This is a genomic window from Pseudophaeobacter leonis, assembly GCF_002087335.1.
GTDB classification, from domain to species: domain Bacteria; phylum Pseudomonadota; class Alphaproteobacteria; order Rhodobacterales; family Rhodobacteraceae; genus Pseudophaeobacter; species Pseudophaeobacter leonis.
Window position 1 is genome coordinate 1 of sequence record NZ_MWVJ01000039.1, and the last position, 23705, is coordinate 23705.

Genomic DNA, 23705 nt, shown 5'->3' on the forward strand with positions numbered 1-23705 from the left:
GCTGGAGCAGATCAAGAACTTCCGCCAATTGGGCGCCCTGACCGCCGGTCACCCCGAGAACTTCCTGCTGGATGCCATCGAGACCACAACTGGCCCACTGGGTCAGGGTCTGTCCAACGCTGTTGGCTTTGCTATGGCCGAAGAGATGCAACGCGCCCAGTATGGCCGCAAGATCGTGGATCACCACACCTATGTCATCGCCGGCGATGGCTGCCTGATGGAGGGCATCAGCCAGGAGGCCATTGGTCTTGCCGGGCGTCACTCTCTGGGTAAGCTGATCCTGTTCTGGGACAACAACAACATCACCATCGCCGGCACGGTTGAACTGTCCGATCGCACCAATCAGGTGCAGCGTTTCCGCGCCTCCGGCTGGCAGGTTCTGGAAATCGACGGTCACGACCCGGTTGCTATCGACGCCGCTATTGAGGCTGCCAAAAAGTCGAAAAAACCCTCGATGAACGCCTGCAAGACCCACATCGCCCTGGGCCATGCGGCGCAGGATACCTCAAAAGGTCACGGTGCTCTCACCGATCCCGACCAGATGGCTGCGGCCAAGGCGGCCTATGGCTGGACCACCGGCCCGTTTGAAGTCCCCGCAGAGATCAAATCGCAGTGGGAAGCGATTGGGGCCCGCGGCGCTGAGGACCGCGCTGCCTGGGAAGGCCGCTTTGGCGAGGTCTCGCAGCAAAAGCAGGACCGTTTCAATCGCGCCTATGCACTTGAGGCGCCCAAAAAGCTCTCGGCCGCGATTAAAGCCCTGAAAAAGCAGGTCAGCGAAGACCAGCCCAAGGTTGCCACCCGTAAGGCATCAGAGATGGCGCTGGCGGTGATCAACCCGATCATGCACGAAACTGTGGGTGGCTCTGCTGCCCTCACCGGCCAAACAACACCCTGACGGGCGATCTGGGCGTCTTTGACACCGACAACCGCAAGGGCCGGTATGTCTATTGGGGCATCCGTGAGCACGGCATGGCGGCTGCGATGAACGGCATGGTGTTGCATGGTGGTCTGCGCGCCTATGGCGGCACCTTCTTCTGCTTTACCGATTATGCCCGCCCGGCCATGCGTCTGGCAGCCCTGTCAAAGATCCCGACAGTGTTCGTGATGACCCACGACAGCATCGGCGTCGGCGAAGATGGCCCGACCCACCAGCCGGTCGAACACCTTGCGATCTGCCGCGCCACGCCAAACACCTATGTGTTCCGCCCTGCCGATGCGGTTGAGACTGCTGAAGCCTGGGAAGTGGCCCTGACAGCCAAAGAAACGCCCTCGGTAATGACCCTGACCCGTCAGAACCTGCCTACGCTGCGGGTCGAGCACAAACTGAACAACCTCACCGCAAAGGGTGGCTATGTTCTCGCCGAGGCTGACGCCAAGCGTCAGGTGATCCTGATCGCCACTGGCTCTGAAGTGTCTCTGGCGATGGAGGCCAAGGCAAAACTCGAAGCCGAAGGCATCGGCACCCGCGTGGTTTCCATGCCCTGCATGGAGCTGTTTGCACAACAGGACGAAGCCTATCGCCGTAAGGTGCTGCCCGCAGGCCCCGTGCGTGTTGGTATTGAGGCCGCCATGCGCGCCGGCGGCTGGGACCGTCTGTTGCTGGGCGAACGCGGCTCTGAGAAAAAAGCCGCCTTTGTTGGCATGGATCGTTTTGGTGCCTCAGCGCCCGCAGCAGAGCTATTCGAGAAATTCGGCATCACCGCAGACAATACCGTGGCGCAGGCAAAGGCGTTGCTGGCCTAGGCCCCGAAAGACAAACCGGAGCGACAGGCCGGGCCAACACTACGGACTGCTCTTCAAGTGCCGCGCCCCTCCCAGGGTGCGGCATTTTTCTTACAGATTGATCCAATTCACAAAATCGCCCAAAATAGTCCCTGTGTATTTCGTACAGGAGAGACCCCATGCCTGGAAAAGTCAAAAAGATGAAGAAGTTAAAGGTCACAAAGCCTCGATACTTCGTGAAACTGACCGATCAGACGTCACCAAAATTTGCGCATAACGCCATAGCCGCCAATAAAGACGTGACATGGACCTATAACTATTGGGCAGAAGCCACCCCCAATACGCGAGGATCTTTTGAGCTTGAGATGGATCTCAACAAAATGAAGAAGAAGAAGGAAAACGATCAAAGTCGCGCCATGAACGATGCCGCGATTGCGGCGGTTCAGAAACATGTCGGCCCCACATATGATGTCAAACTGACCAGCGTCTAGGCTATTTTGCACGCCGGATCTGAATGATCCCCAGGATTGAAAACAGAATATATTTTAGTTGAGTTTCGCCCGGAAAACGAAAGTCGTCCCGGGCACCCCCCTGCTGCCTCACTTTTGGCCAGGCATTACCGCCACGAGCGGCCCAATCACCTTTGTCGCCACTGGGATCAGCACCAGCCCCCCGGCCAGGCCAAAGACGCCATCCATCGCGGCCTTGGCGCTCCATTCCACAAAACCAGTCCAGGCCTCAGGCACCAAATGGCCCACGGCATAGGCCCAGTCATGGATATGGTGGCCCAGCCAGCCAAAGCCCAGAACCTCCAGCCCGTGGATGATGATGGAGCCCCCCACCCAGAGCATCGCAGCCGTGCCCACCACGGACAAAAGCCACATCAGAACCGGCATGAATTTCACCAACCCGCGCCCCAGCCCACGTCCAACAGGGGTAGGCGCATTATTGGCCAGGAACAGGCCTACGTCGTCCATTTTGACGATCAGCGCGACCGAGCCGTAAACGGCAACTGTCACGCCAATGCCAACAACAGCCAGCGTGGCCGCCTGCATCCAGACATTGGGAACCTCGATGGCGGCAAGGGCGATGGTCATGATCTCGGCCGACAGGATAAAATCGGTCTTGATGGCGCCCTTGATCTTTTGCTCCTCGAGATGGCCGGGGTCCTTGATGCTCATGTCCGCGTCAATCTCGTGGCTGACATGGGGAAACAGCACATGAAAGATCTTTTCCGCCCCTTCAAAACACAGATAGCTGCCCCCCAGCATCAAAAGCGGCGTGATGGCCCAGGGCGCAAAATTGGCCAGCAGCATCGCCACCGGCAACAGCAGCACCAGTTTGTTGAAGAATGATCCGCGCGTGATCCGCCAGATGATCGGCAGCTCACGCGCCGGATCAAAACCCTGGACGTATTTTGGCGTCACAGCGGCGTCGTCAATAATCACACCCGCCGTTTTTGCCCCGGCCTTGCCTGCCGCTGCTGCAACATCATCGACCGAGGCCGCCGCTACCTTGGCAATGCCTGCCACATCATCCAGCAAAGCCAGCAAACCGCTCATATCAAAAACCCTTATCCCTGGCACATAATTTGTAGCAACCTACCCTATCTGTGGCGGGTGACAAGCGTTAGCGCCACCGCAGCATTGCGGCGAAACCCCGTTAACGCCACCGGTAGGATTCGTTAACGCCACCGGTCCAGTTTTGCGCTAACATGCTGGATTTTCTTCGTTTTCGCCCCTTTAGAAGGAAACCAATGAGGTCTATACGCGACATCAAGATTAGCTCGCCTGGAGACATGCTCATGACCATCAAAGTCGGGATTAACGGTTTTGGCCGTATCGGCCGCTGCACCCTGTCACATATTGCGGCCTCGGGCCGTGACGATATCGAAGTGATCAAGGTCAACGCCACTGGCCCTCTGGACACAGCCGCACATCTGATCAAATACGATTCCGTACATGGTCGTTTCCCGGGTGAGGTCACCACCGGCGAGGGCACCCCATGAACCTGGGTCGCGGCGACATGCAGATGTTTTCGACCTACAAAATGGATGAATTGGACTGGTCAGGCTGTGACGTGGTGCTGGAATGCACCGGACAGTTCAATGACGGTGAAAAGGCCAAAGCGCATCTTGAGCGCGGCGCCAAAAAGGTTCTGCTGTCAGCTCCCGGCAAAAACGTCGACAAAACCATCGTTTTTGGCGTCAACGACAGCGAGCTCAAGTCCAGCCACACCATGATCTCGAACGGCTCCTGCACCACCAACTGCCTGGCCCCGATGGCCAAGGTTCTGGATGAGGCCTTTGGTATCGAGCACGGTCTCATGACCACCATTCACGCCTATACCGGAGACCAGCCGACGCTGGATCGCCGCCACAGCGATCTGTACCGCGCCCGTGCCGCTGCCATGTCGATCATTCCAACCTCGACCGGTGCGGCCAAGGCGCTGGGTGAAGTGCTGCCAAACCTGAAAGGCCGCCTTGATGGCTCCGCCATGCGGGTGCCAACTCCCAATGTCTCGGCCGTCGATCTGACGTTCCGTGCCGGCCGTGAGGTCACCGCAGAGCAGATCAATGCCGCCATGCAGGAGGCCGCCGAAGGCCCGATGAAGGGCGTTTTGGGCTATGAGCCTGCGCCGCTGGTCTCATGCGACTTTAACCATTCCAGCGAAAGCTCGATCTTTGCCCCCGATCAGACCCGTGTGGTCGAAGGTCGTATGGTGCGGGTTCTGGCCTGGTACGACAATGAATGGGGCTTCTCAGTGCGCATGGCCGATGTGGCCGTCGCCATGGGCCGTCTGGGCTAAAACGCCAACTTTGTGTGCTAACCCAAAGCCACTCTTGAGATTTCACGCCCGCTCAGGCATATCTGAGCGGGCGTTTTCTATTCTGGCGGAGTCCTATGACCAATAAGATTGCCATCTGGCTCGGCCTGTTTGTGATTGCTGGCTTGGTTGCAGACCTTACACTAGCGGATGGCAGTAATCTGTTGTTTCTGAGTAAGAAATTTTTCGCACTGCTCGACTGGGTTGCCTTTTGGCGCTGAGCCAAACGCATTGAGCCAGGCGCGTTGCACCATGCTGAGGTCTTAATTTTCCAAAAGCAAAGGGCGCGACCGATGATCAGCCACGCCCTTTGTTTGCAAAATTGGGTCGCATAATTTCCTGACTTTGTCAGGACTTACCGAGGCGCTTTAACAGCTGTTCCTGCACCAAAGGCGTGACAAAGTTGGAGATATCCCCGTCCAGCCGGGCGATTTCCTTGACCAGTTTCGAGGCAATCGCCTGATGACGGGCCTCGGCCATCAGGAACACCGTCTCAACAGAGCTATCCAACACGCGGTTCATGCCGACCATTTGATATTCATATTCAAAGTCAGCGACCGCCCGCAATCCGCGCACGATGACCTGGGCGCCAACATCGCGGGCACAATGAATCAACAGGTTTTCAAAGGGATGCACGACGATCTCGATGCCGGTCTGCTCGCTCAGCTTAGCGCATTCCGCCTCTATCATCTCCACACGCTCTTCCAGCGTGAACAACGGGCCCTTGTCGCGGTTGATTGCGACGCCGATGACCAGTTTATCAACCAACGCGCTGGCGCGTCGGATAATGTCAACATGCCCCAATGTGATGGGGTCAAATGTGCCGGGATACAAGCCGATACGCATAGGCCTCTCCTGCCGTTTTACTATTTCAGTCAAAGCTTTTGCGCAGAGAAAACATGTTAACACCAAGGGATGCAAGAGGGGGAAAATACGCATATCACGGATCACGCGCGTCATGTGGTCGCGATCTGTAGGAAACATAATCTCGCGGCCTGCCCGCAGCTGCGTTCAGCCCCGGCACATATGCAGTCATCCCTGCCACCAGAGCTGCCCGAGGTTAGGCAGAACAGGCACAACGCTTTGCCACAGCAGAAAGCCTGGGGCTTAGTGCCCCATGATCATGCCTTCCAGCGCATTTTTCTCCATGGCGATTTCCGTGAGCTGCGCCTTGACCACATCGCCAAGCGAGACCAGACCCACGATCTTGCCATCCTCGACCACAGGCATGTGGCGGAACCGACCGGTAGTCATCTGCTGCAAAACATCCTCGACATTGGACTGGCTGGAGCAAGTGACGAGCTTGGAAGTCATATAGGCGCTGACCGGTTTCTCCAGACAGCCCGAGCCGTTTTTGCCAAGTTCGCGGACGATATCGCGTTCGGACAGAATGCCCTCGGCGGTTTCGCCATCCGAGGACACCAAAAACGTCCCGATCCCCATATCGGAGAGCAGAGTTGCCGCCTCTGCAACGGAGGCGTTCGGGGCAACGGTCACAACTGCGGCGCCCCCCTTGGACTTCAGAATCAATTGAACCAGCATTTGTGCTCCTATGGTAATTTTATTGCGTATAACCAAGGGTTGCCGCAACGGCGCATCAAGTCAAGGCCTCCAACCGGGCCACCTCGTCGCTAATGCCTTTTGTCAGCGCCCGCGCACACCGATTGAGCCGCTCACTGCGTTGGTCGCCCTGATGCCGCACGAGATAGAAACTGCGGGTAAGGCTGATTTTATCGGTCAGAACCTTGCGCAGCACCCTGTGGGACGGCAGGGAAAAATCATGCGCCACACAGAGGGCCGTGCCCTGTGCTGCCAGCTTGATTTGAACCGAAACCGAATTGGACGCCAGCGCCACCCGCTCGATCCCCAGATTACTGATATAGTCCAGCTCCCGGTCAAAAATCATGTCAGGGATATAGCCGATCATCTTGTGACCCTTGAGGTCTTCCAGCTTTTTGATCGGCGCATGCTTGCGTAGATAGTGGTGCGAGCCGACCATGTGCAGCTTATAATCCGTGAGCTTTTGCACCAAAAGCTGCCCCGCGGTGGGCGCGCTGACGGTGACCGCCATGTCAGCCTCGCGGCGGCTGAGGTTGATCACCCGTGGCAGAGCGACAATCTGGATATCAAGATCCGGATGGTCCTCGCAAATCTGCGCGCAGACCTGGGGCAGAATATAGTTGGCACTGCCATCCGGCGCGCCAATGCGGATCTGCCCCGACAGGGTATCGCTTGGGCCCGTCAGCGCCTCGGCCCCTGCCCGCATTGCCTGCTCTGCCGCCTCCGCATGCACCAGCAAACGATCTCCGGGCGCGCTCAGCGCATAGCCCTGGGGGGATTTGACAAAGAGAGGCGTCTCCAGGGCGGCTTCAAATCGTGCAATACGGCGGCCAACCGTGGCCGGGTCCATCTTTAGAATACGTCCGGCCCCTGACAGGCTTGCCTCACGGGCAACTGCCAAAAACACTTTCATATCATCCCATTGAGCATCCATCAGCGATCCCCTCTGTCCGTTCCAAAGGCCTTTGGCCCCGTTAACCTTTTGCGTTCCTGCAAATCCTATTTGAAATCTTTCCTCTTTTCCGTTGTTTTTTGCAAGCCTAAGCTTTGCGCCAACTGATCCAGAGGAGGTTTTTCCAATGCAAGAACTCACCCACTACATGAACGGCGAACATGTCAAAGGCACATCCGGCCGTTTCTCTGATTTCTTCAATCCCGCCACAGGCGAAGTGCAGGCGAAATGCCCGCTGGCAAACAAAGACGAGATGGCACAGGCCGTCGCCTTTGCCGCCGCAGCCCAGCCTGCCTGGGAAAAAGTGAACCCCCAGCGCCGCGCCCGGGTGATGATGAAATTTGTCGACCTGCTGAACCGCGACATGGACAAGCTGGCCGAAGCGCTGTCGCGCGAGCACGGCAAGACCTTCCCCGACGCCAAGGGCGACATCCAGCGCGGTCTGGAAGTTGTGGAGTATTGCGTTGGCGCGCCGCAACTGCTGAAAGGTGAATTCACCGACAGCGCCGGCCCCGGCATCGACATGTATTCCATGCGTCAGGCCCTGGGTGTGACTGCGGGCATCACCCCGTTCAACTTTCCAGCGATGATCCCCATGTGGATGTTTGCGCCTGCCATCGCCTGTGGCAACGCCTTCATCCTGAAACCGTCTGAGCGCGACCCATCGGTGCCTTTGATGCTGGCGGAACTGCTGGAAGAAGCAGGTCTGCCCAAGGGCATCATCCAGGTTGTCAACGGCGACAAAGAAGCAGTTGATGCGATCCTGTATGACGACACCATCCAGTCGGTTGGCTTTGTTGGCTCCACGCCGATTGCCGAATATATCTACGGCACCGGTTGTGCCCAGGGTAAGCGCGTTCAGTGCTTTGGCGGCGCCAAGAACCACATGATCATCATGCCTGACGCTGATCTCGACCAGGCGGCTGATGCTCTGATCGGTGCCGGCTACGGCGCTGCCGGTGCGCGTTGCATGGCGATCTCGGTTGCGGTTCCTGTCGGCAAGGAGACGGCTGACAAGCTGATCGCCAAGCTGATCCCCCGCGTTGAAAGCCTGAAAGTCGGCCCCTACACTGCTGGCGATGATGTCGACTACGGCCCGGTTGTCACAGCCGCTGCCAAAGCCAATATTGAACGTCTGGTGCAGACTGGCGTTGATCAGGGTGCCGATCTGGTTGTCGATGGTCGTAACTTTAACCTGCAGGGCTATGAGGATGGCTTTTTTGTCGGCCCCAGCCTGTTTGACAATGTCACAACCGACATGGACATCTACAAGCATGAGATCTTTGGCCCGGTCCTGTCGACCGTGCGCGCCGAAACCTATGAAGAGGCGCTGTCTTATGCGATGGACCACGAATATGGCAACGGCACAGCGATCTACACCCGCGATGGCGACACCGCGCGTGATTTTGCCAACCGCATCAACATCGGCATGATCGGCATCAACGTGCCAATCCCGGTGCCACTGGCCTATCACACCTTTGGGGGCTGGAAAAAGTCTGCCTTTGGCGATTTGAACCAGCACGGCCCCGATGCGTTCAAATTCTACACCCGCACCAAAACCATCACCTCGCGCTGGCCCTCGGGCATTCGTGAAGGCGTGAGTTCAACTTCAAAGCAATGGACTAACCCACTGCTATGAAATGAAATACCAAGGGGCTCCGACAGTGTTCGGGGCCCTTTTCCGTTCTAAAGCGCCCCTAGACGGGGCCGATCTTTAGCGCCTTGTTCAGCACGCCTTCGATGCGTTTGTGAACATCGCGGTCCTTCCAGTAGCCATTGTGAGAGGCCGGGTTCCAGAACTGCAGCAGGTTGCCACTGTCGATCCAGCGATCCTGCAGCTGGCCGCTGTCTGCCAGGGCCTGATAGCCAGGAGAGGTGCCAGCCAGAGGCATGCCCAGTGCATCATCCTTGTCATTCAGATTGACCCACCAGGGCGTAAGGCGTTTCTTTTTGGCAATTGCGGTGCCGGGATAAGGAATAGGGTGGATGTCTTCTGGCTGATAAGAGAATGAAAACACAGGAATATTGCAGCCAAAGGTGACAAAGCCGGCCATGGTCTGCATCTTTTGAAACTTACCGCTGGCGCGCAGCTCGGGTGTTCCGTGTTGCATGTCATAGATGTAGTTCGACATGATATGGCCACCCAAGGAATGCGCCAAGACAACCAGCGGAGTGCCCTTGCCGCTGATCTGTTCGAGCCGCGCCATCGTGGCATGTACCCGTGCATGGATCAGGTGGTAGATCTCATCTTTTTGGTCTCCCGGCGTGCGCCGGTAAGAGGCCGCATCCGCAAGGTTATGCATGACAAAGCGCCGGGTTTTCATCCAGCGCGCGCCTTTGGATGTCAGGTTGTTTTCAACAAAGCGGTCCTGGCGATCCTGCAAAATGTCAGCCCAGAAAATCTCGCGCCAGGCCACGTTTTTAAAGACCTCATTGCCCATCCTCTTTTTCATAGCCTTGTACAAGCCGGCGGAAAAACTAATCTTCTCGATGTCCTGCTTGCCATTTCCCTGGCTTCCCATGCCATGTATGACTGCGACGGCGACTCTGTTTTTCATAATACCTCTCCTCCAGAAACTGCTTTGATAAACGCATACCGGAGTGCTGAGCGGCAAAAGCCGGCACAAAACACAAATGTGAACCCTCCGGGTCTTTAAAGACTGGCGCGCCACCCCCTATGTGTAAAGACAGAACTCAAACAATCAGATCGCGTGCAGACCCCATGTCTTCAAAACCAATTCACCGTCGTGCTGCCCTGTTGGGCCTGGGTGCGGCCCTTGCAGCCCCTGGCTTGCTACGCGCCCAATCCGTTGACGCCTTTGGGCAAAACGAAGAGCTGACATCAGATCAGCCCCCGGTTCAGCGCAATATATCATCGTTTCGCCAGCAGCACTGGCAAGATCACTTTGAGACGCTGGGGATTGGCTGCCTTTTGGCCGATGTGACCTCACGCGCCGTGCATTACTGGGATGGCGATGGCGTCACCTACCGGCTGTATCCTTCGTCGGTGCCCATGTCCAAAGAGCTGCCCAAACGTGGCTATACCGAAGTGATCCGCAAGGCGCAAAACCCCAGTTGGACCCCCACGGCCTCTATGCGCGAACGCGACCCGACACTGCCGCTGCGGCTTGAGGGTGGCCCCGGAAATCCGCTGGGCACCCGCGCCATGTATCTGTCCTGGCCTGCCTATCTGGTACATGGCACCCATGACAAGCGAAAAATTGGCCGGCAAAGCTCATCCGGCTGCATCGGGCTTTATAATCAGCACGTTGAGCAGCTCTATGAGCTGGTAAAGGTCGGCACTCAGGTGCGGGTCCTGTAAATCAGACAGCAGAGCGCGCACAGATGCCTGGTCGCTGTGCGCGCTCCCTGTCTCACAGGTTGGTGACGCCTGTTACGGTCTCGCGGAAATAGTCGACCTTGCCATCCGTCTCATGGGACATGATATGGGTGAGGCTCGTCACCTCACATTGCCGCAGGCCATAAAAGAACTGCTGATTGAACTGTGTGAGATGCCAGCCCCCTCCAAGACTGAAGGTGTCAATGCCAAGCGCCTGCGTGCCTTTGGGAAATACCTCTTTGCCCAAACGGTCAAGGACGTCCAAAAGTGCATTGAGCGAGCCTGCCGTTTGCCAGCTGGTATCCAGCTCGTCTTTAAAATGGTCGATGCGAAAATCAATGTCATCCGCGACATTAAGACAGCATTGCGGCATCGCCTTGTACAAACCTGCTGAGCAGCTGGCCGATGGCTGTGTCGGAAACGGGGGCAAGGGAGTCTGGCGAGGTTGGTGAGGCTGGTGAAAGCATAAATTTCGTCCTTTTGTTGCTATGGACGCTAGATGGCAGACGCGACTAGCATAGGCCATTGCGATGTCACCTATGCTATGTATAGGATATGCATATGCTTGAGCTCACACCCCTAAAGTATTTCCTAAGCGCCTATGAGACCGGCACCTTCAGCCAGGCTGCACGCGTCAACGACGTGAGCCAACCTACTGTTTCCGCGGCGATTCAAAAGCTGGAACAGCATTTTGACGGGCTATTGTTCAGACGGTCCAAGACGGGTTTGACGGCCACGTCATTGGGGGAGAAGCTCTACCGCGAGGCAGTTGGCAGTGTTGCGCAGCTCTCTGCGCTGGAGGGGCGGATCAAGCGAGCCCCCCGCAAAAGTGTGCGTATCTTTTGTTTTCCGGATATCCTGCTGGGCGCTTTTGCTCCTACCCTACAAAGCGTTGGTCGCAATGCCGCAGATTTGGAGTTTAGCTTTATTGCCTCAGCTGAGGACTGCGATCTGTCCTGCGTTTCACAAAACTGCGTGCCAAAGGGCCATGGATTTTTGCCCATCCTGACAGAGCCTTATGGCGTGGCACTGGGGTTGCAGCACCCTCTGACCGCATGCGATAGCCTGCACATTCGCGACCTACAGGCCTACCCGGTTATTCATCGTCCCTATTGTCCCAATGCCGATGGATTTGATCTTTTCGCCTCGAAACACACATCACGGCCCGCTCAGGCGGTCAATGACCATCAGGTTCTGGATCTCATTTCGGCAGGGCTAGGCATCGCCTTTGTACCTGTGTCACATGGTGACGCGCATGCAGGAATTGTGGTGCGCCCGGTTCATGGACAGGACATGGGGCACAGAACCATTGGCTTTTCCCATCGCAAGACAGCCTTTGCAACCGAGCTTGTGACCATACTGGCGGCCTCTGCCCGCAGGTAAACCTGGCACCAAAGCCTAGAATGCGGCAAGCCTTCCGCGCCCCTGCCCCATATTTCACCGCCCCTTAAGAGGCCTTTGATTGCTGGACATCGTCACCACTGTCCGTCTGCTCCTGCGCGTCCTCGGCTGGGATGGCTATGACGAAAATGGAGCCGCGCGCGTTGGGGCATTCTACGTAAATACTGCCGCCCCACTCAGCTACCGTTTTATCAACAAACGAGAGGCCAAGCCCGCTGCCGTCAACCTGAGTGGACAACCGTTTGAAGGGTTCAAAAATGGAGGTGCGATATTCTTCAGGGATTCCAGGACCGTCGTCTTCAATCCTGATCGAGACCATGTTCATGGATTTGGAGCTGGATATTTTGATAAGCCCTTCGTCACGGTCGTGATGTTTGATCGCATTGGAAACAAGGTTTCGCATCACAGTATCAAAAGCAATTGGGTCGACACAAACCGCAGGAATGCCCTCTTCAAGCTCGACTTTAAAACTAGGCGGCAAACCCGCCAAAAGAAGGGCCTCAGAGATCCTGTCGTTGGGCGAGAAACTCTCCGAACGGCTCTCGTCGCTGGTGGTGTGGGCGTGTTCCAACAGATCGTTGATCAGACGCAGCATCTTATCTGAAGCCGCCGACAACATCGTGAAGTATCCGCTCACGTCTTCCGGAAGTTCCAGCCCGGCTTCCTCGATGTCTTCTTGAATAAATTCAACCAGAGACATCTGTTGCAGCAAGGGGGATTTGAGATCATGGGCGGCAATCGAGGTAAAGGTGCCCAGCTTTTCATTCACAGCCATCAACTCAGATTTCTGCGCCTGAATAGTTTCAGCCTGCTTGTGCATCTTGGTCACATCGACGCGAACCGAAGCATAGTGATCCTGTCCAACTGGAAAATCGGTTGCCTCCACCACGCGCCCGTCCTTGGTGTGAACGATGCGGTTCATTGTTTTCCCTGCCAACACGCTTTCGACGATATTGTTGGTAAACACGTCGACATCGGATTGGTTCATCTCAGTCTTGACCGTTCCGTTCTCATAGGATTTCACAATCATCTCGCGCAGCGTGACACCCTTAATCAAGACATCGGCCAAACCTGGAAAGCTGTTGGAAAAGCCCGCATTCCAGTGCAGTGCCTCGAGGTTTTTGTCATAAATAACGATCGCCGCCTTCACCGCATCCAGCGCATCGACAAAGAGACGTTGATGTTCGCTTTCCTTCTGAAAAATATCCGAACGCATGCGATGCACCTGCCAGCCAATCAACCCGACAACCGCCAGTACAAGCAGAATGGGACCGGCGATGCTGCCCCAAAAAATTAAGTCATGTTCAGGCAAACGCGTCGGGGTTCCAAACCAGATCTCGTGAAAGGCTTGATACTCCTTCTTGGTGAAATTTGTGGCAATTTCCATGTTGAGAGCGTGCAGCAGATCTGTTTGATCTTTTGCAACGTAAAATCCAAAAGGCAAGATGGTAAGAGGCGGCTCAATTGTCTTAACCAGCACATCTATGCCCATCGCTCTGAGCGAGGCAGAAAGCCCATCTTCAGCGCTTGCGATAGCGTCAATCTCTTCCTTCAACAGAGCGATGATGAGCTCTTCATCCGTGTTGTAGGGCATGGGTTGTGCATCTGGGATGCCATTTAAAACTGCACCCTGCAGCAGGCCAATGCGTGCTCCCGAAAAATCACTCAAACTACCAGTTTCTTGTGCCTTTCTGACGAACAGATTTCTGCGAAACGATCCGAGGGGTAAGGTTGCAAAGGCGCGCTCTGCGCGCGCTGGAGTCAACGCAAGCAAGCCCGTTAGATCAACATCACCAGCGGCAACCATCGAGACCATCGCAGCCGGGTTTTCTACGGCAACAAACTCCAATTCCCGATCCAAAGCACCGACAAGCCGTTTGGCGAGATCAATCGCAAGCCCTTTGGGAGAGCCATCCGTGTCGGTAAACGAATAGGGTTTGTATTCCATATAGGCCATCCGAACAGGCCCGCCCTGTTCAGTCTGCGCCAAAGCTTTGGAGGCTATAAAGATAAGAAAAGTACACAGCATAATAGCCATGAATTGCGATGCTTCGCTAACAAGTCGACGCAAGAGGAAGCCTCCGTACCATTGTGATCTTGTGTTCGTAATATCACCTAATGGTTGATGGATTGATAAGTCATACAATGCAATGAGCACTTTTTTCACACCGGGACCGGGGGTTAAGCCCCCCAGATTCAGGGCCTCACAGCCAGAATATCCCGGTTGCGCGTTATGTGGATGGCGACCGCCCAGCCGATGACAGGCCGCAAATGCAGTCAAAGGATCACGCCTCGGTAGGGCTGGGCTTCACGGCTCAAGACATAATCGATGTTCCCAGCTGGCATATGGTTCGGCGCATCAGCTGTATCGTGAGGGTTCAGCAGGAGACACGCGGGTATGACCAAGGGATGGGATGAAGCCGGGATGAAAATGCTCCTGAATATGCGCCAATGTCACCAAATCTGATCGCGGTCTGCCGCTTGCAGCCCAGCTTTGGCTCGCGCGCGAGAGGCGCCTCAATATCGCACTTCCCAACCCGCATGCGGCCCCCATGATATGCAAAAACGCAAAGCGGTGGATGCCCAGATCAGTGGCCCTGAAATAAATTCGCTCGGTATATGGAGAGGTCTGGGTTTAAACTGTTTTATCGAACATGGCCCAAAAGATGTGGAAATTATTTTTGACCCTAAAAACATGGACGTCAAAACGATTTCGAAAATCACATCTCAGAAAGCGCCCCCCCCTACCGCATGCGATTTTGTTTCACCAATTCATCGGCCGCCGCGTCGTTTTCAAATTTCGCTTCGGGAGATAGCTGAAGATAGGTGAGAGCGTCGCTGCTTGGCAAAGGCTTACTGAACAAGTAGCCTTGAATTTTCATCCGCCCCAGGCCCTGAAGGATCTTTAATTGCTGTTCCGTCTCGACGCCTTCAACAATACAATCAAGATCCAAATTCTCGCAAAGATCCAATATTGCTTTAACAACAGCCTGCGACGTGCGGCATTGATCAATATTATGCAGAAAGCTACGGTCAATTTTCAAACGATCAATCGGCAGGTTTTGAACATAGCTCAAACTGGAATAGCCGGTGCCAAAATCATCAAGCGCGACCTTTGAACCCAGCCCCTTTAGCAGCTGCAAAGTATCATGGGCGCGGCTCAGGTCTCGTAACAAAGCTGTCTCTGTAATCTCAAAGGTCAAACGCTCTGGCGGGAAATTTGAATTCTGCACAATTTCGGAAAGCCTGTTAATATGGTGTGATGACCCGATATCATGCGCCGAAAGGTTGAAAGAGATAAACAAGTCCCCAGGCCATTTGGATGCTTCAGCCAGGGTTTTACGCAACAATGTTTCCGTAACCTGATTGATGAGGCCAGATTTTTCCGCATTCTTGATGAATTTAGACGGCGAAACCATGCCAAGAACCGGGCTCGTCCAACGTGCAAGGGCTTCTGCGCCGACCGGAATCCCAGTCTGGCTATCTACAACAAACTGATAATTAAGCGAAAGCTCAGCATCCATGTCTGCCTCTTGCAGGCCTCGCATAATTCCGGTCGTTTCGTTTATTTCTGCCTGATGTTTTTCAGAAAACAAGATAGCTTGCCCTCTCAAACGTTCCTTGGCGACATAAAGAACATAATCGGAGTGCTCAAAAAGAATTTTTGCGGTACTGCCCGCATCGGGAAACCGGGAAATCCCAAAGGTTGCGCCGATATTTGCCGTGAAACTTTCCAGCTCAAACGGCACCTCAACTGCACCACAGATATGATCCCCCAGCTCTTGAATCTCAGTATTGGAGAGCGCGCCCTGGAAAATAATACCAAACTCATCGCCTCCGAGACGCGCAACAAAAACCTCGCTGCCAATTTGTGACAAGCGCTCACCGACCTTTACAAGCAACCGATCACCTGCAACATGGCCGTAGACATCATTGATGGGTTTAAACCCGTCAAGATCCAGAATTCCAACGGCAAAGCTTTCGCCTTTCTCTTTCGAGACTTTCAGTCTGAAATTCAGCTCTGCCATAAATCGACGTCGGTTTGGCAGACCAGTTAGGCTATCCTTATTTGCCAGGCGTTCGTTTTCTTTGCCTAGTTCATAGGCTTCAAGGGCTGATTTTTTCAGCGCACTTTGGTTTGATATCAAATCGACAAAGCTTCGCGAATGATTTGACAGCACATAAAGAACAGCCACTGCGACAATAATGAGATTGAGGCCAACCGCCCTAAATTCCTGATGACCCGCATATAAAAGAAAAAGAGCCGTTGGGCCAACCGCTGTGAGGGCAAGCACGATTGCCGCCGCTTTCAAGTGCATCAAACACACCATAATTCCCAAACATGTTACGCTTGAGAAAAATGCAACATGACCCTGTGTATAGGCATTGCCGTATGAAAAAAGAGCCAGCGCCCATATTGAAAAAACAGCACCCAGAACCCCAGCCAAAATGATGGTATGACGAAGCTGGCGACAGGCCTGAATTGCCGAAATCTCCTGTCTTCCGCTGTGCCAGTAAGAGTAGGTTCGAAACGCTGATATTGAGATAAGTACAGCCGGAATGTGAACGGTTAGCCAGTCGGGGGCCAGAGTATGATGAGAGTATGCAAGGGCCAGTGTATTGACGATCACCATGCAATACATGATGGGGATTTGACGTGAAAATGTTCTGATTTGGGCAATCGCGAGGTCTGGATTGTCATTGGGAACACTAAAAATAGAGCGCAACCACGTCTGTTTTCTCAGCATGTTGTGTACCAAATAGTTTGTCAAAATCCGTTCAGAAACCCTAACCTATGCAAGCATCGTTGAGCATCAGTTAAAAAGCCCTCTTAACTGGAAAAAATATTCTTTTCATACGGTATTTTAATCTTTCGGCAACGCTCCATGTGGTCGCTGCCCAGCCCCAGTTTCCAGCCCCTATGGCTGGCAACGATGCCAGGCCCGTGCCCCCCCCTCAGCGGATTTACTGCGGTGACAGGCAAATGGGGTATTTCAGGGATCGCCCTGGTCGGGGTTGCCGCCCAGGCAAGATGCGCATGAGCGCTCTTGTCGACCGGATCCACTGGGACATAGAGTAGAAGCGTAATTGGGTGGCGGTCGAGCGATACAGCTCCACTTTACGCGTGATTGCAAACGAACTGACCTGAGGACCCCTTATGAGCATATCCGATATCCGTGCGCTCACGTTTGACACTGGCGGCACCATTCTGGACTGGCACAGCGGATTTGCCAAAGCCCTAGAGACGGCAGGAACCCAGCACGGGCTTGATCGCAACTGGCATCAATTGGCGAATGACATGCGCCGCAGAAGCCTTGGCAAGATGCTTAACCTTGGTAAGGACGCGCCCCCAGCCTACAACTTTGACGCGGCGCACCGCGTGGCGCTTGAAGAAATCATCGCCGAACAAAGCCTTCAGCCAGCAGGAGCGTCACCTGGTTGCCTTTGAGGCCGCGCACAGGTCCAAATGCTGGCCCGATATCCGGTCGCTTGCGGCCAAACTGAATGTGACTGTCTGACCAGATCGTCAGAAAAGGAATAATATATGTCTGATCCAACAACCGAGGTGATCTTTCACGCCTACCCGCAATCCCCTGTTGCCGAGAAAGTCAGGGTCGCCTTCGGCATCAAAGGTCTTGCCGGGCGCAGCGTGGAAATTCCGCGCCTGCCGCCAAAACCAATGCTGACGGCTCTCACCGGCGGCTATCGGCGCACGCCTGTGATGCAGATCGGCGACGACATCTACTGTGACAGCCAGTGCATCCTTCGCGAACTTGAACGGCGATACCCCGCGCCTACCCTTATGCCCACCTCCGAGCAGGGCTTGATGTGGTGCCTCAGTCGATGGACGGACGGTCCCTTGTTTGATCAGACCGTAAGGCCGGTTCTGGGTGCAGCGGGGGATAGTCTGGACCAGGATTTTGCCGCGGATCGTGGACGCCTCTACCTCGGAGAGGACTGGGCCGCAGGGCTGAAACAGGCCAACGCGGACCTGCCGCATCTCGTGTCCCAAATGCGCGCGCCTCTGTCGTGGCTGGATGCGCAATTGTCAGACGGGCGGGCGTTCTTGCTGGGCGCACAACCTGCGGCGATAGATGCGCAGTTCTATCACGTTGTCTGGTTCCTGCGCGGCAGATGGGCGGAGGGGCCGTCGTTTCTGTCCGAGTTCCAGGCCCTTGTGCGCTGGGAGGACAATATCCGAGCGATCGGCCACGGCACCTCCAGTACCATGGACCCGCAGGACGCAATCGCGCGTGCAAAGGATCTGGAGCCAGCGGCCAAAACGGGCGTCGCCCCACATGACCCGCAGGGTCTGGCGGTCGGGCAATCCGTGACAATCAGGCCTGACGTCAATGGCGGCGAGCAACCTGTCGCAGGGATGCTTCGCTACGCTGATGCGGAAACTGCCGTGATAGAACGCAGCGCCCCAGACGTGGGAACAGTCTGCGTGCATTTCCCGCGCGCCGGCTACCGCATCGATCTGACATGACAGAGGCACACAGTAAAAACCCGCAGGGGCGAGACGTGAACAAACAATTGAAAAGGCTGACCAATGATTGATCTCTATACCTGGACCACGCCAAACGGCCGCAAGGTTTCGATCCTCCTTGAGGAGCTTGGCATCCCTTACACGGTTCATCCCATCGACATCACCAAGGACGAGCAATTCGCACCCGACTTTCTGAAAATCGCGCCGAACAACCGCATTCCCGCGATTGTCGATCATGAGACCGGTATGCAAATGATGGAGACCGGCGCGATCATGATGTACCTCGCGGACAAATACAAAAAGTTCCAATGCGAAGGGGATGAGTATTGGCGAATGGTTGAATGGCTGATGTGGCAAATGGGTGGCTTGGGCCCAATGCTGGGACAGACCCACCATTTTGTGAAATATAACAAAGGCAAATCGGAATACGCCGAGCAGCTCTATGCGACCGAAGCGCAGCGCCTGTACTCTGTCCTTAACGCTCGTTTGGACGGTCGTGATTTCATCGCAGGCGAGGACCGCGGAACCTACTCGATCGCAGACATGGCCTGCTGGCCGTGGGTGTCGCGGTTTGAGTGGCAGGAGATTGATTTGAACGCCTTTCCAAATGTTTTGGGCTGGGATCTACGGATCGCTGCGCGCCCGGCCGTGCAAGCGGGCTATTCCGTCCCCAAATTCACAACCGACGTTCCCATGCCCTAACCAACTCCCCAGGGAGAGTTTAGATTTGGGCTGGCGGGGGATACTGCCAGCCCAGAGGCGGCCAGACAATGCATATGTCTGCCGGGTATTGCCTGAAAGAGGCCGCAGCCAAACCGCGACGAGGCCTGCATCGCCCTCTCAGTATTCACACCTGAGTGAAGTACTGCGAGACTGCAAAAAACAACTGGCGTTTTTCATCCCAAACAGTGCAGACTTGTATTCGGCGCCCCCTGGAACCCGCAGCGCGTCCTTTCCGGGCCCGCCATTGATCGACTGCGCAGGAATTTCACCTGTTGGTTTGCCGCCACGCTTGAGAGTTCTGCCACACAAAACTACGCACGTCAGCCTATTGCAAAGCCAAGAACTGGCGAGAATTCCAAAATCGGGTCGGCTCTTCCAGGATACTGGAAATCGACACCAGATTTGCAGATAGATGCCGTAGGAGGCTGTTATGACGACCAGACGCAACTTTATTATTGGCGGCGCCGCCGCAACAGGTTCAATTGCAATGCTACCGTCACTTGGCCTAGCTGCCTCGCATGGGGCTGGCTTCAATCTCATGGACGGAAAGCTGGTCATTCATCCGATCTCGCACGCGTCCTTTGTGATGGAAACTTCGGCAGGCGTTTTCTACGTGGACCCTGTCGGCGAGGCTGCACAGTACGCAGGCCTCCCGGAGCCTGACCTTATCTTGATTACCCACCGACATGGGGATCACTACAACGCAGATCTTCTGGCGGCGCTGCCGCAGGCCTCAATCCTGACAAACGAAGACGTGGTCGGCATGATGCCAGAGGCCTTGCAGGCCCGCTCAGACATCATTGCCTCAGGCCGGACCCTGGACAAAATGGGTGTCGGGATTGAAGCAATCCCATCTTATAATATCACCGAGGACCGGCTTAACTTTCACCCAATAGACCGGGGCGACATTGGATTTGTGCTGACCATAGACGGGGTGCGTGTCTACATCTCAGGTGATACCGAAGGAACACCCGAGATGCGGGGGCTGAAAGATATTGATCTGGCCTTTGTATGCATGAACCTGCCGTTTACCATGGCTGCTGAACAAGCGGCAGATGCGGTGGCAGAATTCGCGCCGAGCATGGTGATCCCCTATCACTACCGTGGGCGCGATGGCGGCACACAAGACCCGCAGGTATTTGCAAATTTGTTGAGCAAAACCGGCGTGTCGACCGAGGTCAATTTCCACGACTGGTATAACGGGACGCTGAGCTGACCCTCAACATCTTGTTTCCCCTCCAGACCCGACGATCCGGCCTGTCTCTGATGAAACCTTCTGATTTGTGAGACAGCCCTCTTCCAGAGCCTTGAGGCCGAACGTCTGAGGCAGGTAACCCTGCCTGCTACAGTTGCGTGAAGGCCGAGGTCATGTCTTTGAGCGCAGCAAATTGCGGCCGTTGCGGCCGTGCCAGCCGCACGTTAGCGCATGCCCCGTCTTGCCCTGTCTTGGTGCGCTTAAACCATTTGCACGTCCCTCTTAGCTGCTGCTGAAACACTCCCTTCCTAGCTATAGCCATTTGACCCCAGAGCCACTGGCGCCAGAGCCTCAAAATATGATTTCCGGTCTTTGTAGAGCTCTTTAAGAGGGCCATTGGCCTGGATGACAGATGCTGCAACTGGTTTCGCAAAGACGTCCTGACATCCGGTTGACGCCATGGCCAATCGGGCGGCTCCCAGGGCCGCGCCTTGGGCGCCGCTTTCGGGAACTTTAAGGGTAAGGCCTGTTGCCGCCGCGATAATATTCAACCACGCAACCGACTGACTACCACCCCCCACAACCCAGGCCGAGCTAAGGGACGGACCTCTGGCCTCGATCGCCTGCCGACAATCGTTGAGAGCAAATGCAACCCCTTCCAACACGGCCTGCGTGAGTTCCACCAACCCGTGCTGTCGCTTGAGGCCAAGAAAGCTGGCCGTGGCATTTGGCGCATTGTGCGGCGTGCGCTCGCCAGACAAATAGGGGAGAAATGTTACAGGTGACGGTGCCGTTGGACTGTCCTCGACCAAATCTGTAAGTTGTTTGGCGGATTGGCCGGTGATCTGCGACAACCAGTTCAGGCTGTCTGCAGCGGACAGAATGACGCCCATCTGATGCCATGTGTCTGGAACTGCGTGGCAAAAACTGTGTACGGCCTTCTCGGTGTTAGCAGCAAATTGATCCGTCGTGGTAAAGAGCACGCCTGACGTGCCGATCGACAAAAACGCATCCCCCGGCGAAGTCAGCCCCAGACCGCAAGCGGTCGCGGCATTGTCTCCGGCCCCGCCTGCGACACAGACTGTGCCAACGCCCCACTCTGTCGCCAATTCAGCCCGCAACACTCCGGCCTGTTCTGATCCCTCAACAAGATCTGGCATATGCGCGGACGACAGGCCAGTGGCCGCAAGCAAGCTGTCTGACCACTCCCGCCTTGCCACATCCAGCCACAAAGTCCCTGCGGCATCAGACATTTCTGACATGTGCCGCCCCGTCAACCAAAACCCGATATAGTCCTTTGGCAAGAGCACTTTACGGGTCTTTGCAAAAACCTCAGGCTCGTGCTGGCGGACCCATTCCAGTTTTGGGGCGGTAAATCCCGCCATGACGATGTTGCCCGCAATGCCCCGGAAATCCGCGCGATTTTCAAGGGCGCGACACTCCGCCTCGGCGCGGCCGTCGTTCCACAAAATGGCTGGCCTGAGAGGGCGGTCATTCTCGTCCAGCAAAGTTGCCCCGTGCATCTGCCCCGAGACACCAATTGCCTTTAGGTCAGCAAAGGCGCGCGGCGCGGATTGGCGCAGCTCATGGATCGCCGCTTGCGTCGCCGCAATCCATGACTGCGGGTCTTGCTCGGACCAGTTTGGCCTTGGCCGCTGCACGGTCAGGGCAGCATGGCCCTGTGCGATGACAGCTTGGGCGTCGTCTATCAGCAGCGCTTTGACCCCAGAAGTGCCGAGGTCCAGTCCCAAATACATACGGTAATTCCATCGCTTAAGGAGCAATCTGGCCAGCACATTGAGCCAGCCAGATTGTGTCATCCAGATTGTGTCATCCAGATTGAAATGTTTCAGCCTAGAAAGGGCTGTCTGCGTAGTAGAACGCCATGGCGTTCTCTTTCGTTACCAGTACAGAGCCAATTGTAAAGGTGCCGGAAACTGGCGCATTTGAAGTAAGACCCACTGCCGTCAGCTCGATCGCGGTGGCGATCATCGAGGGCGGATAGGTCACATTGGCCGGGATCATGGCGTCGCCAGCGGCGGGACGTTTGATCATCTCCTTCATGCCAGCCCCGCCGAGAACGAATTTAACGTCATCACGGCCTGCGGCCTCAATCGCGGCAAGAACGCCAATTGCCATGTCATCGTCAGAGGCCCAGACCGCGTCGATCTTGGCATATTTGGACAGGAAGTCTTCCATCACCGTAAAGCTGTCATCACGGTTCCAGTTGCCATGTTCCATGGCCAAGACATTGATGCCAGAGCCATCAATCGCAGCTTTAAAGGCATCGACGCGTTCGTTGTCGATGGTTGTCGGGATACCGCGGAACACCACGATATCACCACCCTCCGGCATCTTTGACGCCATGTATTGACCCGAGACCTGACCAAAACCTGTGTTGTCCCCCGCCACATACAGATCCTCAATGCCGGCAACAGACAATCCCCGGTCGACAACCGTCACCCAGGCGCCGCTTTCGGCCACGGCCTGAACCGGTGGCGTCAAGGGATCGGATTCAAACGGCAGAACCACCAGCGCGTCAATGCCGCGCACGGCAACCATGTCTTCGATATCATTGACCTGTGTGCCGGGATCGGACGCGGTGGAGAGCACGAAATCAAGACCAGGATAAACCTTCTCCAAGCGTTCCACAGTTTGCTGCGCATGGAAGTTCATCCCGCCTGCCCAGCCATGGGTCGCGGCCGGGATCGACACTCCGATGACCTTGACTCCCAGGTCAGACGCCAAAGCGACGCTGCCCAATGTTGCGGTGATTGTTGCGGCCACTGCGGCGGCAATAAATGTGCTGGTATGTTTCATAATTTGCTCCTCCCTGAAGCTGACTACACGGCCTATTTGGCCGCCTTGCGTTCCCGCTGAAGGATAACAGCGAGAATAATGATGACCCCTTGAATTGCGCCGTTCAAATAGGGTGAAACAAAATCTGTAAGGTTCAAAATGTTGTCGATCAGGCTGAGGATCAAAACGCCGATGACCGTGCCCCAGACGCGACCAAAGCCGCCTTTGAGAACCGTGCCGCCGATAATGACTGCCGCAATCGCCTCAAGCTCCCACAACACGCCGGTAGACGCCGAGGCCGAGCCAAGGCGCGGGACATACATAATTGTTGCGACCCCCACCAACATGCCCAGGACTGCATAGGTAATCATTCGCGTCCGGTTGACGTTGACATTTGAATAGTGGGCGACGTGCTCGTTGGCGCCGGTGGCGGCGCTATGGCGGCCAAAGGCCGTGCGCGACATGACAATTTCACCGATGATCACGACCAGAGCAAAAACGATGATTGGCCAGCTGATCCCAAAAATACCGTCGAAATAGACCGGGCGGTAAAACGTACGCAGTGAGAAATCTAGCGACAGCGTGCCCCCATCAGCAAGCCAGGTCACAAGGCTGCGGTAGATCCCCATTGACCCCAGGGTGACAATAAAGGCCTCGATCCCCAGCGTGGTGATCAAAAACCCGTTCAACATCCCCG

General features: G+C 55.6%; 20 protein-coding genes and 2 pseudogenes. 11 read left to right on the forward strand and 11 right to left on the reverse strand.

Annotation, left to right across the window (positions count from 1 at the left end):
* Together B4968_RS10245 and B4968_RS10250 are read left to right on the forward strand one after the other, a co-directional pair.
* Positions 1-1743: pseudogene (locus tag B4968_RS10245) on the forward strand (transketolase family protein); the annotation flags it as partial.
* Between the two features lie 158 nt (positions 1744-1901).
* Entirely contained in the window at positions 1902-2213 is a 312-nt protein-coding gene (locus B4968_RS10250) for a hypothetical protein (protein WP_083098755.1), read from the forward strand.
* A gap of 108 nt (positions 2214-2321) precedes the next feature.
* Here the strand turns inward: B4968_RS10250 and B4968_RS10255 are convergent, their stop codons facing one another.
* Complete coding sequence (locus tag B4968_RS10255) at positions 2322-3284, reverse strand: DUF808 domain-containing protein (RefSeq protein ID WP_083098758.1); 963 nt, start codon at positions 3282-3284, stop codon at positions 2322-2324.
* A gap of 242 nt (positions 3285-3526) precedes the next feature.
* Between B4968_RS10255 and gap the strand changes: the two are divergent.
* Together gap and B4968_RS10265 are read left to right on the forward strand one after the other, a co-directional pair.
* A pseudogene (gap, locus tag B4968_RS10260) lies at positions 3527-4530 on the forward strand (type I glyceraldehyde-3-phosphate dehydrogenase).
* A 95-nt stretch (positions 4531-4625) separates the two neighbouring features.
* Positions 4626-4769, forward strand: coding sequence for a glyceraldehyde-3-phosphate dehydrogenase (locus tag B4968_RS10265; RefSeq protein WP_083098761.1), 144 nt, complete (start codon positions 4626-4628; stop codon positions 4767-4769).
* Positions 4770-4896: 127 nt separating this feature from the next.
* Here the strand turns inward: B4968_RS10265 and coaD are convergent, their stop codons facing one another.
* From coaD to B4968_RS10280, 3 genes are all read right to left on the reverse strand, one after another.
* Entirely contained in the window at positions 4897-5394 is a 498-nt protein-coding gene (gene coaD / locus B4968_RS10270) for a pantetheine-phosphate adenylyltransferase (protein ID WP_083098764.1), read from the reverse strand.
* A gap of 261 nt (positions 5395-5655) precedes the next feature.
* Complete coding sequence (locus B4968_RS10275) at positions 5656-6090, reverse strand: CBS domain-containing protein (RefSeq protein WP_083098767.1); 435 nt, start codon at positions 6088-6090, stop codon at positions 5656-5658.
* Positions 6091-6145: 55 nt separating this feature from the next.
* Positions 6146-7042: a LysR family transcriptional regulator gene (locus B4968_RS10280; protein ID WP_083098770.1), complete on the reverse strand. Its 897-nt coding sequence runs from the start codon at positions 7040-7042 to the stop codon at positions 6146-6148.
* Positions 7043-7187: 145 nt separating this feature from the next.
* Here B4968_RS10280 and B4968_RS10285 point away from each other — a divergent pair, with 145 nt between their 5' ends.
* On the forward strand, positions 7188-8699 hold the full coding sequence (locus tag B4968_RS10285; protein WP_083098802.1) for a CoA-acylating methylmalonate-semialdehyde dehydrogenase: 1512 nt from the start codon (positions 7188-7190) through the stop codon (positions 8697-8699).
* A 58-nt stretch (positions 8700-8757) separates the two neighbouring features.
* Here B4968_RS10285 and B4968_RS10290 read toward each other — a convergent pair whose 3' ends face one another.
* Positions 8758-9618, reverse strand: a complete 861-nt coding sequence (locus tag B4968_RS10290; RefSeq protein WP_083098772.1) for a hypothetical protein — start codon at positions 9616-9618, stop codon at positions 8758-8760.
* Between the two features lie 164 nt (positions 9619-9782).
* On the opposite strand from B4968_RS10290, the gene B4968_RS10295 reads away from it, so the two are divergent.
* Positions 9783-10382, forward strand: a complete 600-nt coding sequence (locus B4968_RS10295) for a L,D-transpeptidase (RefSeq protein WP_083098775.1) — start codon at positions 9783-9785, stop codon at positions 10380-10382.
* 52 nt (positions 10383-10434) lie between these two features.
* Here B4968_RS10295 and B4968_RS10300 read toward each other — a convergent pair whose 3' ends face one another.
* Entirely contained in the window at positions 10435-10773 is a 339-nt protein-coding gene (locus tag B4968_RS10300) for a hypothetical protein (protein WP_206601090.1), read from the reverse strand.
* Between the two features lie 188 nt (positions 10774-10961).
* On the opposite strand from B4968_RS10300, the gene B4968_RS10305 reads away from it, so the two are divergent.
* Positions 10962-11783 (forward strand): LysR family transcriptional regulator, encoded by an 822-nt coding sequence (locus tag B4968_RS10305; RefSeq protein WP_161492570.1) that lies wholly within the window; start codon positions 10962-10964, stop codon positions 11781-11783.
* A 64-nt stretch (positions 11784-11847) separates the two neighbouring features.
* Here the strand turns inward: B4968_RS10305 and B4968_RS10310 are convergent, their stop codons facing one another.
* Together B4968_RS10310 and B4968_RS10315 are read right to left on the reverse strand one after the other, a co-directional pair.
* Positions 11848-14082 (reverse strand): ATP-binding protein, encoded by a 2235-nt coding sequence (locus B4968_RS10310; protein ID WP_139792725.1) that lies wholly within the window; start codon positions 14080-14082, stop codon positions 11848-11850.
* A 463-nt stretch (positions 14083-14545) separates the two neighbouring features.
* A complete protein-coding gene (locus B4968_RS10315; RefSeq protein ID WP_083098783.1) occupies positions 14546-16549 on the reverse strand; it encodes a putative bifunctional diguanylate cyclase/phosphodiesterase in 2004 nt (667 codons plus the stop codon).
* Positions 16550-16959: 410 nt separating this feature from the next.
* On the opposite strand from B4968_RS10315, the gene B4968_RS10320 reads away from it, so the two are divergent.
* From B4968_RS10320 to B4968_RS10335, 4 genes are all read left to right on the forward strand, one after another.
* On the forward strand, positions 16960-17250 hold the full coding sequence (locus tag B4968_RS10320; protein WP_083098786.1) for an HAD family hydrolase: 291 nt from the start codon (positions 16960-16962) through the stop codon (positions 17248-17250).
* Between the two features lie 96 nt (positions 17251-17346).
* Positions 17347-18291: a glutathione S-transferase family protein gene (locus tag B4968_RS10325; RefSeq protein ID WP_083098789.1), complete on the forward strand. Its 945-nt coding sequence runs from the start codon at positions 17347-17349 to the stop codon at positions 18289-18291.
* 63 nt (positions 18292-18354) lie between these two features.
* Positions 18355-18993 (forward strand): glutathione S-transferase family protein, encoded by a 639-nt coding sequence (locus B4968_RS10330; RefSeq protein ID WP_083098792.1) that lies wholly within the window; start codon positions 18355-18357, stop codon positions 18991-18993.
* A 451-nt stretch (positions 18994-19444) separates the two neighbouring features.
* Positions 19445-20230, forward strand: coding sequence for an MBL fold metallo-hydrolase (locus tag B4968_RS10335; protein WP_083098795.1), 786 nt, complete (start codon positions 19445-19447; stop codon positions 20228-20230).
* Between the two features lie 287 nt (positions 20231-20517).
* Here the strand turns inward: B4968_RS10335 and xylB are convergent, their stop codons facing one another.
* The 3 genes from xylB to B4968_RS10350 form a co-directional block, all read right to left on the reverse strand.
* On the reverse strand, positions 20518-22029 hold the full coding sequence (gene xylB / locus B4968_RS10340; RefSeq protein ID WP_241525682.1) for a xylulokinase: 1512 nt from the start codon (positions 22027-22029) through the stop codon (positions 20518-20520).
* A 34-nt stretch (positions 22030-22063) separates the two neighbouring features.
* Positions 22064-23029: an ABC transporter substrate-binding protein gene (locus B4968_RS10345; protein WP_083098800.1), complete on the reverse strand. Its 966-nt coding sequence runs from the start codon at positions 23027-23029 to the stop codon at positions 22064-22066.
* Positions 23030-23061: 32 nt separating this feature from the next.
* Positions 23062-23705: ABC transporter permease (locus tag B4968_RS10350; RefSeq protein ID WP_139792726.1), on the reverse strand; the 644-nt coding region annotated here is incomplete at its 5' end.